14 protein-coding genes are annotated in these 15,826 nt (G+C 70.2%); 11 read left to right on the top strand and 3 right to left on the bottom strand.

What is annotated here, in order from left to right:
* The first annotated feature begins 173 nt into the window (after positions 1 to 173).
* The 6 genes from ftsZ to ABZS61_RS15800 all read left to right on the top strand — a co-directional run bounded on the left by ftsZ (position 174) and on the right by ABZS61_RS15800 (position 5,156).
* Positions 174 to 1,385, top strand: a complete 1,212-nt coding sequence (gene ftsZ, locus ABZS61_RS15825) for a cell division protein FtsZ (protein WP_356420222.1) — start codon at positions 174 to 176, stop codon at positions 1,383 to 1,385.
* A 29-nt stretch (positions 1,386 to 1,414) separates the two neighbouring features.
* Positions 1,415 to 2,134 (top strand): peptidoglycan editing factor PgeF, encoded by a 720-nt coding sequence (gene pgeF / locus ABZS61_RS15820; RefSeq protein WP_356420219.1) that lies wholly within the window; start codon positions 1,415 to 1,417, stop codon positions 2,132 to 2,134.
* A gap of 6 nt (positions 2,135 to 2,140) precedes the next feature.
* Positions 2,141 to 2,860: a YggS family pyridoxal phosphate-dependent enzyme gene (locus tag ABZS61_RS15815; protein WP_356420216.1), complete on the top strand. Its 720-nt coding sequence runs from the start codon at positions 2,141 to 2,143 to the stop codon at positions 2,858 to 2,860.
* Between the two features lie 127 nt (positions 2,861 to 2,987).
* Entirely contained in the window at positions 2,988 to 3,599 is a 612-nt protein-coding gene (sepF, locus tag ABZS61_RS15810) for a cell division protein SepF (RefSeq protein ID WP_056784116.1), read from the top strand.
* An 89-nt stretch (positions 3,600 to 3,688) separates the two neighbouring features.
* Complete coding sequence (locus ABZS61_RS15805) at positions 3,689 to 3,985, top strand: YggT family protein (protein WP_329212022.1); 297 nt, start codon at positions 3,689 to 3,691, stop codon at positions 3,983 to 3,985.
* A 49-nt stretch (positions 3,986 to 4,034) separates the two neighbouring features.
* Positions 4,035 to 5,156 carry a DivIVA domain-containing protein gene (locus tag ABZS61_RS15800; protein WP_356420211.1) on the top strand — a complete coding sequence of 374 codons (1,122 nt, stop codon included), beginning with the start codon at positions 4,035 to 4,037 and terminating at the stop codon, positions 5,154 to 5,156.
* Positions 5,157 to 5,549: 393 nt separating this feature from the next.
* On the opposite strand, the gene ileS is transcribed toward ABZS61_RS15800, so the two are convergent.
* Entirely contained in the window at positions 5,550 to 8,699 is a 3,150-nt protein-coding gene (gene ileS, locus ABZS61_RS15795) for an isoleucine--tRNA ligase (RefSeq protein ID WP_356420208.1), read from the bottom strand.
* Positions 8,700 to 9,263: 564 nt separating this feature from the next.
* On the opposite strand from ileS, the gene ABZS61_RS15790 reads away from it, so the two are divergent.
* Genes ABZS61_RS15790 through ABZS61_RS15775 form a run of 4 tightly spaced genes read left to right on the top strand, consistent with a single transcriptional unit; the run spans position 9,264 to position 12,184 of the window.
* The gene (locus ABZS61_RS15790; RefSeq protein ID WP_356420205.1) at positions 9,264 to 10,073 is read left to right on the top strand and encodes a TraR/DksA family transcriptional regulator; all 810 of its coding nucleotides are present in this window, start codon (positions 9,264 to 9,266) and stop codon (positions 10,071 to 10,073) included.
* A gap of 58 nt (positions 10,074 to 10,131) precedes the next feature.
* Entirely contained in the window at positions 10,132 to 10,746 is a 615-nt protein-coding gene (gene lspA / locus ABZS61_RS15785) for a signal peptidase II (RefSeq protein WP_356420202.1), read from the top strand.
* Positions 10,747 to 10,769: 23 nt separating this feature from the next.
* Positions 10,770 to 11,711 (top strand): RluA family pseudouridine synthase, encoded by a 942-nt coding sequence (locus ABZS61_RS15780; RefSeq protein ID WP_356420199.1) that lies wholly within the window; start codon positions 10,770 to 10,772, stop codon positions 11,709 to 11,711.
* Positions 11,708 to 12,184, top strand: a complete 477-nt coding sequence (locus tag ABZS61_RS15775) for a GNAT family N-acetyltransferase (RefSeq protein ID WP_356420196.1) — start codon at positions 11,708 to 11,710, stop codon at positions 12,182 to 12,184. The genes ABZS61_RS15780 and ABZS61_RS15775 overlap by 4 nt, the downstream gene beginning before the upstream one ends.
* Before the next feature lie 31 nt (positions 12,185 to 12,215).
* Here the strand turns inward: ABZS61_RS15775 and ABZS61_RS15770 are convergent, their stop codons facing one another.
* Positions 12,216 to 13,364: a mechanosensitive ion channel domain-containing protein gene (locus ABZS61_RS15770; protein ID WP_356420193.1), complete on the bottom strand. Its 1,149-nt coding sequence runs from the start codon at positions 13,362 to 13,364 to the stop codon at positions 12,216 to 12,218.
* A gap of 37 nt (positions 13,365 to 13,401) precedes the next feature.
* Between ABZS61_RS15770 and ABZS61_RS15765 the strand changes: the two genes are divergently transcribed.
* On the top strand, positions 13,402 to 13,986 hold the full coding sequence (locus ABZS61_RS15765; protein WP_356420190.1) for a dienelactone hydrolase family protein: 585 nt from the start codon (positions 13,402 to 13,404) through the stop codon (positions 13,984 to 13,986).
* Positions 13,987 to 14,135: 149 nt separating this feature from the next.
* Here ABZS61_RS15765 and ABZS61_RS15760 read toward each other — a convergent pair whose 3' ends face one another.
* The gene (locus ABZS61_RS15760) at positions 14,136 to 15,785 is read right to left on the bottom strand and encodes an alkaline phosphatase D family protein (protein WP_356420187.1); all 1,650 of its coding nucleotides are present in this window, start codon (positions 15,783 to 15,785) and stop codon (positions 14,136 to 14,138) included.
* Positions 15,786 to 15,826: the final 41 nt, after the last annotated feature.

Here is a 15,826-nt window from a genome sequence, read left to right as displayed (position 1 = left end):
ACTTGTCGACTTAGTGTCCTGTTCGGAAGAGTCCAAGAAGCAGACACACTGGTAACCCTAAACTTCAACGTTAGGGTTTGGGTCGGCGTTCGGACCGTCCCAATCGGCATCCGTCGTCGCGGCGGGACTACCGCGAAGCGACGACACGTAACTCGAGGCGAGAGGCCTTCGACGTGGCAGCACCGCAGAACTACCTCGCAGTCATCAAGGTCATCGGTGTCGGCGGCGGTGGTGTCAATGCCATCAACCGAATGATCGAGGTCGGTCTCAAGGGCGTCGAGTTCATCGCGATCAACACCGATGCGCAAGCACTGTTGATGAGCGACGCCGACGTCAAGCTCGACGTCGGCCGTGAACTCACCCGTGGCCTCGGCGCCGGGGCGAACCCGGCCGTCGGTCGCAAGGCGGCAGAGGACCACCGTGAGGAGATCGAGGAGGTCCTCAAGGGGGCCGACATGGTCTTCGTCACCGCCGGAGAAGGCGGCGGCACCGGCACCGGCGGCGCACCCGTCGTGGCCAACATCGCCCGCTCGCTGGGCGCCCTGACGATCGGTGTGGTCACCCGCCCGTTCACGTTCGAGGGCCGGCGGCGCGCGAACCAGGCGGAGGACGGCATCGCCGAGCTCCGCGAAGAGGTCGACACCCTCATCGTCATTCCCAACGACCGACTGCTGTCCATCTCGGACCGCCAGGTCAGCGTGCTCGACGCGTTCAAGTCGGCCGACCAGGTACTGCTCTCCGGCGTCCAGGGCATCACCGACCTCATCACCACCCCGGGCCTGATCAACCTCGACTTCGCCGACGTCAAGTCGGTCATGTCCGAGGCCGGATCGGCGCTCATGGGCATCGGATCGGCCCGCGGCGACGACCGTGCGGTGGCCGCCGCGGAGATGGCGATCTCCTCGCCGCTCCTGGAGGCGTCCATCGACGGTGCGCGCGGTGTCCTGCTCTCCATCTCCGGCGGCAGCGACCTCGGTCTCTTCGAGATCAACGAGGCCGCGCAGCTGGTGAGCGAGGCGGCCCACCCGGAGGCGAACATCATCTTCGGCGCGGTCATCGACGACGCGCTGGGCGACGAGGTGCGGGTCACCGTGATCGCCGCGGGCTTCGACGGCGGACAGCCGCCGACCCGTCGCGAGACGGTCCTCGGAGCGGGTGCCGGAAAGCGTGAGGAGTCGGCGCCGCCGGCCAGGGCCACCGAACCGGTGCGCCAGACGGGCGGGCTGGGCTCGGTTCCCTCGCGTGAGGAGACCCAGGCACCGGTCGAGCCGGTTCCGGTGGCGAACGAGAGCTCGCTGCCGGTCTCCCCGCCGCACGTCCCGACGGCCCGTCCGTACCAGGACACCCAGGCCGAAGAGCTGGATGTACCGGACTTCCTGAAGTGATAGGTCCGCACCACGCGCCGAAGACCGCGGTGTCTTCGACGGGCGGCGCCCACTTCGCCTTCACCGACAGGTGGGGCGGAGTGAGCGCCGCTCCGTACGATGAGCTCAACCTCGGCGGTGCGGTCGGCGACGACCCCGCCGCCGTCGGCGCGAACCGCGAACGTGCCGCCCGTTCGCTCGGTCTGGACCCGGCGCAGGTGGTCTGGATGAACCAGGTGCACGGTCGCGAGGTGGCCGTCGTCGACGGGCCCTGGGGCGACAACACCGCGATTCCCGCGGTGGACGCGGTGGTGACGGCCCGGCGCGGACTTCCGCTCGCGGTGCTCACCGCCGACTGCACACCCGTACTGCTCGCCGATCCGGCCGCCGGTGTCATCGCCGCGGTCCACGCGGGCAGGCCGGGTCTGGTCGCGGGTGTCGTGCCGGCCGCCGTCGAGGCGATGGCCGCCCTCGGTGCAGAACCGTCCCGGATCCTCGCCCGCACCGGCCCGGCCGTCTGCGGGCGGTGCTACGAGGTCCCGGCGCAGATGCGCACCGAGGTCGCGCAGGCCGTTCCCGCTTCCTGGTCGGAGACCGGCTGGGGGACGCCGGCGGTGGACGTCACCGCGGGAGTCCACGCCCAGCTCGACGCCCTCGGCGTGAGCGACCGCCACAGTTCGCCGCACTGCACCCTGGAATCCGGCGACCACTTCTCGTACCGCCGCGACCGCATCACCGGGCGGCTCGCCGGATATGTCTGGTTGGACTGATAGGACATGACGGATCGCAGGTCTCAACTCGCGGCAAACCTGGCGCAGGTGGAGGAACGCATTGTTTCCGCCTGCGCCGCGGCAGGGCGCAAGCGGGAGGAGGTGACCCTGATCGTGGTCACCAAGACCTACCCCGCGAGCGATGTGCGGATCCTGCACGAGCTGGGTGTGCGCCAGGTCGCCGAGAACCGTGATCAGGACGCGGCACCGAAAGCTGCCGCTTGTGCGGATCTGTCGCTCACCTGGCACTTTGTCGGGCAGTTGCAGACGAACAAGGTTCGTTCCGTGGCGGGTTATGCCGACGTGGTGCAGTCGGTGGACCGGGTCAAACTGGTCACCGCGCTCTCGGCGGCGGCGGTGAAGGGCGGCCGCGAGCTCGGCTGCCTCATCCAGGTCGCCCTGGACGCGGAGAGCGGCGAACGCGGTGACCGGGGAGGTGTCGCACCCGACGCGGTCGAGGAGTTGGCCGCCGCCGTGGACGCGGCACCGGGGCTCCGGCTGGGAGGTCTGATGACCGTCGCCCCGCTCGCAGGGCCCTACGCGGGCCGCCGGCGGGCCGCGTTCGACCGGCTGATGGAATTCTCATCCCGCCTGCGCGGGAACCATCCGGCTGCGAACATGGTCTCTGCAGGGATGAGTGCGGATCTCGAGGACGCGGTGGCGGCCGGAGCGACACATGTACGCGTCGGTACGGCGGTACTCGGAGTCCGACCCCGGCTCGGGTAACGTCGCGAAGCAAGTCGGACCACAGCAGAAAATATGGTCATTCCCGCTCCGTGCGGGCAGGCCGGAGTGGATCTCGGGCACTTGGTGACACGAATGCCGATCCACCACAGAGCGGAGGACTCGGAGCATGGCCGGCGCGATGCGCAAGATGGCGGTCTACCTCGGCCTCGTGGAGGACGATGGGTACGACGGTCCGGGGTTCGACCCCGACGACGAATTCGAACCCGAACCGGAGCCCGAGCGGGACCGGCGGCGGCACCAGCCCGCGCATCAGGTGGAGCGGGAACGCGACGAACCGGTACGAGTGGTACAGCCGCCCGCGCAACGTGAGCCGGTTCAGCTCCCGGCGGAAAGCGGACGACCCGCCCGAATCGCCCCCGTGGCATCCATCACACCTGACCGCCCGAACATGGAGAAGAACGCACCGGTGATCATGCCCAAGGTCGTGTCCGAGCGGGAGCCCTACCGCATCACCACGCTGCACCCCAGGACCTACAACGAGGCCCGTACCATCGGGGAACACTTCCGCGAGGGCACTCCGGTGATCATGAACCTCACGGAGATGGACGACACGGACGCGAAGCGACTTGTCGACTTTGCCGCGGGTCTCGTCTTCGGACTCCATGGCAGCATTGAAAGGGTGACGCAGAAGGTGTTCCTGTTGTCGCCTGCTAACGTCGATGTCACGGCGGAGGACAAGGCCCGCATCGCAGAGGGCGGGTTCTTCAACCAGAGCTGAGAACACGAACAGGGATCAACCGGTCGTCAGGCCGGTGACCGGCCGGGAGGCCGGAGCTACGAAAGCCAGGGGAGAGGGAAGCGCGGGACATGGGCGTCGCACTGGATGTGGTCTATATCGCGCTGATGTGTTTCCTCATCGTGCTGATCTTCCGGCTGGTCATGGACTATGTGTTCCAGTTCGCACGTTCATGGCACCCAGGCAAGGCGATGGTGGTGGTTCTCGAGGGCACTTACACTGTCACCGATCCACCGCTGAAGCTTCTGAAGCGGTTCATACCACCGTTGCGTCTCGGGGGCGTGGCACTTGACCTGTCCTTCTTCGTTCTGATGATCATCGTCTACATCCTGCTCAGCATCGTGGGCAAGCTTGCGAGCAGCGTGTGAACGATACGGTCTTGCCGACTGCCGACGACTACGTAGAGGTGAAGAAGAGATGCCGCTGACCCCCGAGGACGTGCGGAACAAGCAGTTCACGACCGTCCGCCTCCGAGAAGGCTATGACGAGGACGAGGTCGATGCCTTCCTCGACGAGGTCGAATCGGAACTGACTCGTCTGCTCCGTGAGAACGAGGACCTGCGCGCCAAGCTGGCCGCGGCCACGCGTGCGGCTGCGCAGAACCAGCAGCAGCAGGGTATGCGCAAGCCGCCGGAGCAGCAGGACCGCCCCGGTGCCCCCGTGCCCGCCGCCATATCTGGCCCGCCGGTACAGCAGCAGCAGCCCCCGCAGATGGGTCCGCCCCAGCTGTCCGGCGGAGCTCCGCAGCTGCCTGCCGGTCCCAGTGGCCATGGCCCCCAGGGTGGCCACGGTCCGCAGGGCCAGCACGGCCCCGGCCCGATGCAGGGCGGCCCGATGGGCGGCCCCATGGGTGGCCACCCCCAGCAGCAGCAGATGCAGCAGATGCAGCAGATGCAGCCGCCGCAGATGCAGCAGCAGGGCCCCGGTGGCGACAGTGCCGCCCGTGTCCTCTCCCTTGCTCAGCAGACCGCCGACCAGGCGATCGCGGAGGCCCGTTCCGAGGCCAACAAGATCGTCGGCGAGGCGCGCAGCCGCGCCGAGGGCCTGGAGCGGGACGCACGTGCCAAGGCGGACGCGCTGGAGCGGGACGCGCAGGAGAAGCACCGCGTGGCCATGGGCTCCCTCGAGTCGGCCCGCGCGACCCTCGAGCGCAAGGTCGAGGACCTGCGTGGCTTCGAGCGCGAGTACCGGACCCGTCTGAAGTCGTACCTGGAGAGCCAGCTGCGCCAGCTGGAGACCCAGGCCGACGACTCGCTGGCTCCGCCGCGGACCCCGGCAGCCGCTTCGCTGCCGCCGTCGGCCTCGCTGGCCCCGGCCGGCGCAGGCGCCATGGGTCACACCATGGGTGGCAACCATGGTGGGCACGGCAACCAGCAGATGGGCAACCCGTCCATGGGCGGCCCTTCGTACGGCGGCCAGCAGCAGATGTCGCCCGCGATGACGCAGCCGATGGCTCCGGTCCGCCCGCAGGCGCCGCAGCCGATGCAGCAGGCGCCGTCGCCGATGCGCGGGTTCCTGATCGACGAGGACGACAACTGAGCGGTTCGCGCTCGCTGAGCGCGTAGCCGTCGGCAGGCTGAGGGCCGGGCCCCGGGGATTTCCCTGGGGCCCGGCCCTTTGTCGCGTCCGCTCGCGGGCGGGGCGGGTGGTGGGGCCGCTGCGCGGGGCTTGTCCCCTCCCCGCCCCTCCCCGCCCCTTCCCGTAACCGTGGGCTCCGCCCCCGGACCCCCACCCCTCGATCGCCGGAGGGTCCGGGTGGGCCGGCTGGGGGAGGGGCATACCGGGAGGGCCGGGGGGAGGGAGCCGAACCGGGAGGGTGCGGGCTCGCGGTGGACGGGGTGAACCTTGGGCGGGGGCCGGCCGCCGGGCCTGTGGGAAACGGGAGCGGCCCGCCCATCCAGCTGGATGGGCGGGCCGCCGGGGTGGTGCGGGTCAGTGCTGCGTCTTGCGGAGGCGGAACGTGAGGGCCAGGCCCTCGTCCTCGAACGCGGTGCCGTACGTGGGGTCGGCCTCGCCCTCGGCGTAGTCCAGGGCCAGGACCTCGTCCGCGATCAGCGACGCGTGCTCGGTCAGGGCCTCGACCGTAGCCGGGGACGTGGACGTCCAGCGGACCGCGATCCGGTCCGCCACGTCCAGGCCGCTGTTCTTGCGGGCCTCCTGGATCAGCCTGATCGCGTCACGGGCCAGCCCTGCGCGCCGGAGCTCCGGGGTGATCTCGAGGTCCAGGGCGACCGTGGCACCCGAGTCGGAGGCCACCGACCAGCCCTCGCGCGGCGTCTCGGTGATGATGACCTCGTCGGGGGAGAGGGCGATCCGCTCACCGTCGACCTCGACCGACGCGGTGCCCTCGCGCAGGGCCAGCGAGAGCGCCGCGGCGTCCGTGTCGGCGACGGCCTTGGCCACCGCCTGGACGCCCTTGCCGAACCGCTTGCCCAGGGCGCGGAAGTTCGCCTTCGCCGTCGTGTCGACCAGCGATCCGCCTACCTCGGACAGGGAGGCCAGCGAGGAGACGTTCAGCTCCTCCGTGATCTGGGCGTGCAGCTCGGTCGAGAGGTTCTCGAAGCCCGAGGCCGCGACCAGGGCGCGGGACAGCGGCTGACGGGTCTTGACGCCCGACTCGGCCCGCGTGGCGCGCCCCAGCTCGACCAGGCGACGGACCAGCGCCATCTGCGTGGAGAGCGCCGGGTCGATCGCCGACAGGTCAGCCTCGGGCCAGGTGGAGAGGTGCACCGACTCCGGGGCGTCCGGCGTGACGGGGGCGACCAGGTCCTGCCAGACCCGCTCCGTGATGAACGGGGTCAGCGGGGCCATCAGCCGGGTGACGGTCTCGACGACCTCGTGCAGCGTGCGCAGGGCCGCCTTGTCGCCCTGCCAGAAGCGGCGGCGCGAGCGGCGTACGTACCAGTTGGACAGGTCGTCGACGAACGAGGACAGCAGCTTGCCGGCCCGCTGGGTGTCGTAGCTCTCCAGCGCCTGGGTCATCTGGTCCACCAGGGCGTTCAGCTCGCTCAGCAGCCAGCGGTCCAGGACCGTGCGGCCTTCCGGTGCGGGATCGGCCGCGGACGGCGCCCAGCCCGACGTACGGGCGTACAGGGCCTGGAAGGCGACCGTGTTCCAGTAGGTCAGGAGCGTCTTGCGGACGACCTCCTGGATCGTGCCGTGGCCCACACGCCGTGCCGCCCACGGGGAACCGCCGGCCGCCATGAACCAGCGCACGGCGTCGGCGCCGTGCTGGTCCATGAGCGGGATCGGCTGGAGGATGTTCCCGAGGTGCTTGGACATCTTGCGGCCGTCCTCGGCGAGGATGTGGCCGAGGCAGACCACGTTCTCGTAACTGGACTTGTCGAAGACGAGCGTGCCGACCGCCATCAGTGTGTAGAACCAGCCGCGGGTCTGGTCGATGGCCTCCGAGATGAACTGCGCCGGGTAGCGGCTCTCGAAGATCTCCTTGTTCTTGTACGGGTATCCCCACTGGGCGAACGGCATGGAGCCCGAGTCGTACCAGGCGTCGATGACCTCGGGAACGCGGTACGCCTCAAGCTGGCAGTTCTCCTGCGAGCAGGTGAAGGTGATCTCGTCGATGAACGGACGGTGCGGGTCCAGGTCCGACTGGTCGGCGCCGGTGAGCTCGGAGAGCTCGGCGCGGGAGCCCACACAGGTCAGGTGGTTGTCCTCGCAGCGCCAGATGGGCAGCGGGGTGCCCCAGTAGCGGTTGCGGGACAGGGCCCAGTCGACGTTGTTGTTCAGCCAGTCGCCGAAGCGGCCGGTCTTCACCGAGTCCGGGAACCAGTTGGTCTTCTCGTTCTCCTCGAGAAGCCGGTCCTTGACGGCTGTCGTGCGGATGTACCAGGACGGCTGCGCGTAGTAGAGCAGCGCCGTGTGGCAGCGCCAGCAGTGCGGGTAACTGTGCTCGTACGGGACGTGGCGGAAGAGCTTCCCACGGGCGTCCAGGTCCGCGGTGAGCGCCTCGTCGGCCTTCTTGAAGAAGACGCCGCCGACCAGCGGCAGGTCTTCCTCGAAGGTGCCGTCGGGGCGGACCGGGTTCACGACCGGAAGGCCGTAGGAACGGCAGACGACGAGGTCGTCGGCGCCGAAGGCGGGGGACTGGTGGACCAGACCCGTACCGTCCTCGGTCGTGACGTACTCGGCGTTGACGACGTAATGGGCCTCGGCCGGGAAGTCGACGAGCTGGAACGGGCGCTCGTACGTCCAGCGCTCCATCTCGCGGCCGGTGAAGGACTGGCCCGTGAGCTCCCAGCCCTCTCCGAGGGCCTTCTCGACCAGCGGCCGGGCCACGACGAGCTTCTCGGCGCCGTCCGTCGCGACCACGTAGTCGACGTCGGGGTGCGCGGCCACGGCGGTGTTGGAGACGAGGGTCCAGGGGGTCGTCGTCCAGACCAGGAGGGCGGCCTCACCGGCCAGCGGGCCGCTCGTGAGCGGGAAGCGCACGAAGACCGAGGGGTCGACGACCGTCTCGTAGCCCTGGGCCAGCTCGTGGTCGGAGAGGCCGGTGCCGCAGCGCGGGCACCAGGGGGCGACGCGGTGGTCCTGGACCAGCAGGTCCTTGTTGAAGATCTCCTTCAGGGACCACCACACGGAGTCGACGTACTCCGGGTCCATCGTGCGGTAGGCGTCGTCGAGGTCGACCCAGTAGCCCATGCGGGTCGTGAGCTCGGCGAAGGCGTCGGTGTGGCGGGTCACGGACTCACGGCACTTGGCGTTGAACTCGGCGATGCCGTACGCCTCGATGTCCTTCTTGCCGTTGAAGCCCAGCTCCTTCTCGACCGCGAGCTCCACCGGCAGGCCGTGACAGTCCCAGCCGGCCTTGCGGCCGACGTGGTAGCCCTGCATGGTGCGGAAGCGGGGGAAGACGTCCTTGAAGACGCGGGCCTCGATGTGGTGGGCCCCGGGCATGCCGTTGGCGGTCGGCGGGCCCTCGTAGAAGACCCACTCGGGGCGGCCCTCGGACTGTTCGAGGCTCTTGGTGAAGACCTTGTTGTCACGCCAGAAGTCGAGCACGGCGTGCTCGAGGGCGGGCAGGTCGACCTGGGCGGGTACCTGGCGGTACTGCGGCGATGTCATGTGCGGGCTTCCTCCGGCGGACGTATTCCACTTCCGTCGGAGGGACGAGAACCGGCAGGCTCCCGCGGTACCACCCTCCTTGGCCCCGGGCATGCGCCCGTGGCCCCCTCATTGGGGTAGCGATGCCGGGTCTACTCGCCCTGCGCCCGTGGGTGGAACCCACTGTCCAAGGCTTTCTTCCGGCGGCTCCGGGGTGATCTTCACGACGCGCTCGCCCCCGGGCTCCCACCGTCCCCGGGTCGCTGCGGGCTGCGTACGACGCTACTCGTCCCATCCATGCCTCTCGCTGCGGCCAGTGTACGGGCCCGTACGGGCGACGGCCGACCGGTTTACCGGCGGGGTGCGGTGTGACCCGAATGGCCAGATGGGGCGGAGGGAGTCCTGGCGGGCGCATCGGGAGCGGATTACCGCGCGGGCAGCTGGGCACAACGGTTGCAGGCGCGTCACGACCCGGCATGGGGAGGGGCGAACCGGCGGCGTGCCCCGTTGCCGTGGGGCTGGGGTCGATTTATCGTCCCAGCACGATTCGCGTGCAAGATCACAATATGTGAAGGGGCCGCGGCCATGGTGGCGAAGAAGACCGCCGTAACAGGAACGGCGTCGGCGGGATCCACGGGTCCGGTGGCCGAGGAGACGACCGGGAGGACAGCGAAGAAGGCGGCGGGGAAAGCGGCCAGTAAGGCGGTCGGGAAGGCCGGGGCCAAGAAGGCCGCCGCCGGGACGACCGCCGCGAAGAAGACGGCGGCCCGGCCGCCGGACGAGCAGGAACGGGCCGATCGGGCTCCGGCGCACCACGGGCCGGCGAAGAAGAGCGCAGCCAAGAAGGCTTCGAAGAAGGCCACGGGGGCGGCCCAGGCCGCCGAGCAGACAGGAGCCCACACGGTGGTAGCCAAGAAGAGCGCCGGCCGGACCACGGCGGTAGGAAAGGGCGGTGCCACAGCGGTGCCGCCGGCCCGGGTGGCCGCCGCGACGGCGCCCGGCGAGCTGGCCGTCAGGCCGGGGGAGGACCCCTGGACCCCCGAAGAGGTCGCGGAGGCGAGGACGGAGCTGTCCAGCGAGGTCATCCGGCTGCGCAGCGAGCTGGAGGCATCGGGAGCGGCGCTGGCCGGGCTGATGCGGGACTCCGGCGACGGGGCGGGCGACGACGAGGCGGACACCGGCACGAAGAACATCACGCGCGAGCACGAGCTGTCCCTGGCGGCCAACGCCCAGGAGATGCTGGAACAGACCGAACGTGCCCTCGCCAGGCTCGACGCGGGGACGTACGGACTGTGCGAGATCTGCGGCAACCCGATCGGCAAGGCGCGCATGCAGGCCTTCCCCCGGGCCACGCTCTGCGTCGAGGACAAACAGAAGCAGGAGCGACGCGGCTGACCGAGGCGGGTGTGTCGTACCCTCGTCCTCAGTCAGGCACCTAGGTTGAGGGACTCACGTGGCAGAGGCGGAGCGCATCATCGGTACGCCGGATATCCCTGATGCCGAGGGGGCTGACGGGGCAGAGCCCCAGCAGCCCTCCGAGGGCGCGGCTCAGGCCGGGAGCGACGACACGGGCGGCGGCAGGGGCAGGCGGAAGATCCTCGTGCTCTTCGTCGTGGCCGTGATCGCCTACCTCCTGGACCTGGTCAGCAAGATGATCGTGGTCGCGAAGCTGGAGCACCAGGAGCCCATCGAGATCTTCGGCGACTGGCTGAAGCTCGACGCCATCCGGAACGCGGGTGCCGCTTTCGGGATGGGTGAGGCGTTCACGGTCATCTTCACGGCCATCGCCGCGGTCGTGATCGTGGTGATCGCCAGGCTCGCGCGCAAGCTCTACAGCCTGCCCTGGGCCATCGCCCTCGGGCTGCTGCTCGGAGGAGCGCTCGGCAACCTCACCGACCGCATCTTCCGCGCACCCGGCGTCTTCGAGGGCGCGGTGGTGGACTTCATCGCCCCTGCGCACTTCGCCGTGTTCAACCTCGCCGACTCGGCGATCGTCTGCGGCGGAATCCTGATCGTGATCCTTTCCTTCAAGGGCCTGGACCCCGACGGCACCGTGCACAAGGACTAGTGGGCGCAAGGCATACTCGACAGGTGAGTACGTATCCCGAGGTCCGCACCCTGCCCGTACCCGACGGTCTGGAAGGCGAGCGTGTAGACGCCGCCATCTCCAGGATGTTCGGTTTCTCCCGCACCAAGGCCGCCGAGCTGGCCGCGGCCGGGAAGGTCCAGGTGGACGGTGCGGTGGCCGGGAAGTCCGAGCGTGTGCACGGCGGCGCCTGGCTGGAAGTGGAGATGCCGCAGGCAGCCGCTCCGGTCCAGATCGTTGCCGAGCCCGTCGAGGGCATGGAGATCGTGCACGACGACGACGACATCGTCGTGATCATGAAGCCGGTCGGCGTCGCCGCCCACCCCAGCCCCGGCTGGACCGGCACCACGGTCATCGGCGGCCTCGCCGCGGCCGGCTACCGGATCTCCACCTCGGGTGCCGCCGAGCGCCAGGGCATCGTGCACCGGCTCGACGTCGGCACCTCCGGGCTGATGGTCGTGGCCAAGTCCGAGCGTGCCTACACCCTGCTCAAGGCCCAGTTCCGTGACCGGGTCGTCGAGAAGAAGTACCACGCCCTGGTCCAGGGCCACCCGGACCCGATGAGCGGCACCATCGACGCCCCCATCGGGCGCCACCCGCAGCACGACTACAAGTGGGCCGTCACCGCCGAGGGCAAGCCCTCCGTGACGCACTACGACCTCATCGAGGCCTACCGCGCCGCCAGCCTGCTGGACATCAAGCTGGAGACCGGACGCACCCACCAGATCCGGGTGCACATGTCCGCCCACCGCCACCCCTGCGTCGGCGACCTGACCTACGGAGCCGACCCGACCATGGCCAAGCGCCTCGGTCTGTCCCGCCAGTGGCTGCACGCGGTCCGGCTCGGCTTCGAGCACCCTTCGGACGGCAGCTGGGTCGAGTTCTCCAGCACCTACCCGGACGACCTGCGCCAGGCCCTCGAGACGATCGCGGCGGAGAGCGAGTGAGCACCGCGCCCGCCCCGTACAGCACCCGCAGGGCCGTCGAGGAGAACGATCTCTCGGCCTGCTTCCAGGTGCGCAAGAACGTCTTCGTCGGTGAACAGCAGGTGCCCGAGGAGATCGAGTACGACGCCTACGACGCCGGCGCGGTCCACGTGCTCGCCGTTGCGGCGGACGGCTCCGCGCTCGGTACGGGCAGGCTGCTGCACGGCTCCGCGGCGGAGGGCAAGACCGGCGGCGCCGAAGCCGTCGGCTCCCTGGGCAGGCTGGCCGTGACCCGCGAGGCACGCGGCTTCGGGGTCGGTGCCGCGCTGGTGCGCGCCATCGAGGACGAGGCACGCGCCCTCGGCCTGACCGCCGTCGACCTGCACGCCCAGACCCATGCGCTCGGCTTCTACGAGCGGCTCGGATACGTGGCGTACGGCCCCGAGTTCCCGGACGCCGGAATGCCCCACCGGGCGATGCGCCGCACGCTCTGACCGCGACGCCGCCCGGCAGGCGTGCGGGCGGTCAGCCGCGGCCCGTGCGCGGCGCCTTGCCGGGGCCGGGCACCCGGCCGTCGAGACGGTCCCGGCCGCCTGCGTCCCGCGCACCCGTCAGTTCCGGCCAGTGATCGCCCGGCGGCAGCACCGCGGGCGACGTGACGATGCGCGGCAGCGCGTACGGATGGTGGTCACGCAGCCATCCGACGAGCTGCTCACGCACCGCACAGCGCACCGTCCAGATGTCGTCCGCGTCCTTCGCGGTGACCACGGCCCGTACCTCGATCGTCGACGCGGTGGTGTCCGTGACGGCCAGCGACCAGTCGCGGCCGTCCCAGGCGGCGCACTCGCCGAGGATCTCGCGCAGCCGTTCACGCATCGCGGCGACCGGCGCGGAGTGGTCGAGCTGGAGGAAGACCGTGCCGGTCATCTGGACCCCGCCGCGCGACCAGTTCTCGAACGGCTTGCTGGTGAAGTACGACACCGGCATGGTGATCCGGCGCTCGTCCCAGGTCCGCACGGCGAGGAAGGTCAGGGTGATCTCCTCCACGGTGCCCCACTCGCCGTCCACCACCACGGTGTCGCCGATCCGGACCATGTCGCCGAAAGCGATCTGGAAGCCGGCGAAGAGGTTGCCGAGCGTCGACTGGGCCGCGACACCGGCGACGATGCCGAGGACACCGGCGGAGGCCAGCATCGAGGTGCCGACGGTGCGCATCGCCGGGAAGGTCAGCAGCATCGCCGCGACCGCGACCGTCGCCACCACGGCGGTGACCACACGCTGGATCAGCGTGACCTGGGTCCGCACCCGGCGGACCCGGGCCGGATCGCGGGTGGACGTCGCGTAGCGGGCGTACGAGGACTCCACGGCGGTGGCCGCGACGCGCAGCACCAGCCAGGCCGACGCCGCGATCAGCACCAGGGTCATGGCCTGGCCGATCCCGGCCCGGTGGTCCCGCACCGGGTCGAGGCGTACGTGGACGTAGGAGGCCCGCAGCAGTGCCGTGCAGAGCACCACCTGCAGCGGGGGCCGGCAGCGCCGCAGCAGGCCCCAGACGGGCGTCTCGCTGTGGCGGCTGTCGGCCCGGCGCAGCAGCAGATCGACCAGCCAGCCCACCAGCAGGGTGATCACCAGCGATCCGCCCAGCACGAGCAGCGGTCGCACTACGTTCTCCATTCCCCGGTCCTCCAAGCGTTGGGGCACAGCTGGCACCATGGACGTCATGAACATCATGCTTTTCCACTCGACCTACGGTCTGCGGCCCGCTGTGCACGCGGCTGCAGACCGGCTGCGTGCAGCCGGTCACGAGGTGCGCGTGCCCGATCTCTTCGAGGGGCACACCTACGACACCGTCGAGGAAGGAATGGCCTTCAAGGAACAGGTGGGCAAGGACGAGCTGCTGAAGCGCGCCGTGCTGGCCGCCGCACCCTATTCCGACCAGGGCCTCGTGTACGCGGGCTTCTCCTTCGGGGCGTCGGTGGCGCAGACCCTCGCGCTCGGTGACGCCAAGGCGCGCGGGCTGCTGATGCTCCACGGCACATCGGACATCGCGGAGAACGCCTCGGTGGACGAACTGCCGGTGCAGCTGCACGTCGCGGACCCCGATCCGTTCGAGTCGCACGACTGGCTGAACAGCTGGTACCTCCAGATGCAGCGGACCGGCGCGGACGTCGAGGTCTACCGCTACCCCGGGGCCGGGCACCTGTTCACCGACCCGGAACTGCCCGACTACGACGAGGAGTCGGCCGAGTTGGCCTGGAAGGTCGGGCTCGGGTTCCTCGCCACGCTCCAGGCATGAGGGAGGACCCCGCACCTCGGTGCGGGGCCCCTTGCTTCGCTCCTCGGCCCTGGCGACCCGGACCTCTCGGCCCTGGCGACCCGGACCTCTCGGCCCTGGCGACCCGGACCTCTCGGCCCCGGCGATCCGGACCTGGTCCCTCGACGCGGTCAGCGCACAGGGGCGTCGGCCCGTTCGATCTTCTGGGTCCCGCTGCGGGTGCGGTACGAGCGGACCCAGGACGCGGTCGCGTCCTTCTTCGTCTTGTCCGAGATCGTGTAGTAGTCCATCTGCGACCGTTCGGCCGTCACATCGAGGACGCCGTAGCCGTGCGAGTCCAGGTCGATCCACTTCACATGGCGGTTGGCGGCCTTGACCGCTGCCGCGGCGACCACCGAGACGGTCTGGGGCGCCACCCGGAGGATGTCGTCCAGGTTGTCCGACGTCACCGAGGTCACCACGAACTCGGTGGCCGCCGAGGCCGACAGCGGGTACGTCGCGGCCTTCACGGGGACGTCGTTGGCCCACGCCATGTGGATGTCACCGGTCAGGAAGACCGTATTGGTCACCGACCGGTCCCGCAGATGTGAGATCAGCTCCTTGCGGTCGGCCGTGTAGCCGTCCCACTGGTCGACGTTGACCGCGAGCCCCTCTCCGGGAAGCCCCAGCAACTCCGCGAGCGGTGCCAGCAGATGGGCCGGCAGCGCGCCGAAGGCGACCGGCGAGATCATCACCGAGGTGCCGACCAGCTTCCATGTGGCGTTCGATCCGGCCAGCCCGGCCTTCAGCCAGTCCAGTTGCGCCCGCCCGGTGATGGAGCGCTCCGGGTCGTCGACCGCGCCGTTGCCGATGGACGCCTGCTCGGAACGGAAGCTGCGCAGGTCGAGCAGGTGCAGCTCGGCCAGGCTGCCGAAGCTCAGACGCCGGTAGACGGTGCCCTCGGTGGAGGCGCGGACCGGCATCCACTCGAAGTACGCCTGCTTCGCGGCGGCGACCCGCGCGGCCCAGGCGCCCTCGGCGCCCGGGGTGTGGTTCTCCGCCCCGCCCGACCACGCGTCGTTCGCGAATTCGTGGTCGTCCCAGATCGCGATCACCGGGTGGGCGGCGTGCAGCGACTGGAGATCGGTGTCCGTCTTGTACGTGCCGTGCCTGGTCCGGTAGTCGGAGAGGGTGAGGATCTCGTGGAGCGGGGCGTGGGCGCGTACCACGGTGTCCTGGGTCGGATAACTGCCCGACGCGTACTCGTAGATGTAGTCGCCCAGGTGGAGAACGGCGTCCAGGTCCGCGCGGGCCGCGAGATGCCGGTACGGGGAGAACCAGCCGGCCTCCCAGTTGGCGCAGGACACCACGCCGAAGCGGATCCCCGGGGTGGCCGTGCCCGCGGCGGGAGCCGTGCGGGTGCGGCCGGCGGGGGAGCGGACCGGTTCCCCGCTGCCCGCGGAGAAGCGGTAGTAGTACGTCGTCGCGGGGCGCAGTCCACGGACGTCGGCCTTGACCGTGTGGTCGGAGGCGGCCTTCGAGACGGCCGTGCCCTGCGCGGCTATCCGGGAGAAGGCCTTGTCCTCGGCGATCTCCCAGCGCACCGCCGTATCGGCGCCGCGGCCGGAGCCGGGCACGGCGTCGGCGGTGGGGGTGACACGGGTCCAGAGCAGGATGCCGTCGGGCAGCGGATCGCCCGAGGCCACGCCGTGCAGGAAGGCCGGGGCCTCTGCGGCCCGGGCGCTGGTGGCGGATGCGAGCACGGGGGCGGCGACCGCTGTGGCGGCGGCGGCTCTGACGACCGTGCGGCGGCTGGGTGCGGAAAGATGTCGACTGGTCACGGACGATCACCCTACTGGTGGGTAGAGCGAACAGGCGGGCG

Origin of the sequence: Streptomyces sp. NPDC005566 (assembly GCF_040605575.1) — a bacterium.
GTDB lineage: Bacteria > Actinomycetota > Actinomycetes > Streptomycetales > Streptomycetaceae > Streptomyces.
The sequence above is the reverse complement of the archived record's forward strand: the minus strand, read 5'-3'. Positions and strand labels throughout refer to the sequence as shown.